At 52.7% G+C, this 1,023-nt stretch carries 1 protein-coding gene; it reads left to right on the top strand.

Features of this window, described 5'->3' with window-relative positions:
* Positions 1 to 166: 166 nt before the first annotated feature.
* Entirely contained in the window at positions 167 to 985 is an 819-nt protein-coding gene (locus D6694_08480) for a hypothetical protein (protein ID RMH41881.1), read from the top strand.
* Positions 986 to 1,023: the final 38 nt, after the last annotated feature.

Below are 1,023 nucleotides of genomic sequence, written 5' to 3' on the forward strand. Positions count from 1 at the left end.
ACCAGCCCGACACACAGCACGCGCCCGATCCATTGCCTGTAGCCCATACGCAAAGCAACGCAGCCGCCAGCGAAATCAGGTGCGGCAGGGGGATTTTTGAATGGGAAGGGGGGCATGAGGTTGAAGAAAAGCCTATTTTTGAAGGCACCCGAAACCCGGAATTGCCATGGATTCGCTCGTCAAAAGCATCCGGACTTTTTTGTTCGATGTCCTGGGTTTGCTGCTGCCAGGCTTCATTGCGCTAATGCTCGGGGTATTGCCTTGGCTTATCCCATCCCACTCGCTGTCCTCCTTCCAGTCATACGTGCACTCATTGAGTGGTTCCACCCCCATACTGTTTCTCTTGCTGCTCGGCTGCTATCTGTTGGGGCACGTCATCAAGGTATGGGCCAAATACGGCTACCGACTCAGCTTCATTCTCCTGGAAAAAAACTTGTACCAGAAACTGCTGTGCCCGATGGCGCGCTGGAGGTGGATAGCCCGATTTCTGAACACCGAACTCGGCGGGGTAACCCGATCTTTTTTCCGGGCCCTGCTGGTCTGTCAGCCTCCCTCCTACGACTCGGTCATGGAAGACTTGCGCCGCGCCGTGCGGGAAAAATGGCACAGCCGTACCGGCACCCCTTTTCCCGGGCAATGGCACCCTTTGTTCAAACTGGCACAAGCCACCGGCGCCGATAACCACATCCCCAACGAGATGTCCACTTACCTCGCCAAATACAACTTTTACCGATCGATGGCCTTTCTTTTTGGGCTGAATTTCGCTTATCTTGCAGGACTCTGGATGACATTCCATCAATTGAGCTTCAGTGCCTTTGCAATTGCCTTCGTTGCCAATTTTCTTTTCTGGTTTTCGTTTCACGTCAAGTACAAGCGCTATTGGACCCTTTGTGGCAACGAAGCTCTGAAAGTGATGTACTACTTCTTTTTCCTCTTTCCCAAAAAGCCGCACGACTTGCATCCGGAACAAAGCCCAGATCCATGAAACAGCCGCGTATTCTCTTTATCGATACGGAAACGGGA

It is taken from the genome of Gammaproteobacteria bacterium, assembly GCA_003696665.1.
GTDB lineage: Bacteria > Pseudomonadota > Gammaproteobacteria > Enterobacterales.

Coding starts and splice junctions, on each gene's coding strand:
- D6694_08480 (RMH41881.1), top strand. CDS start 167: ATGGATTCGCTCGTCAAAAGCATCCGGACTTTTTTGTTCGATGTCCTG.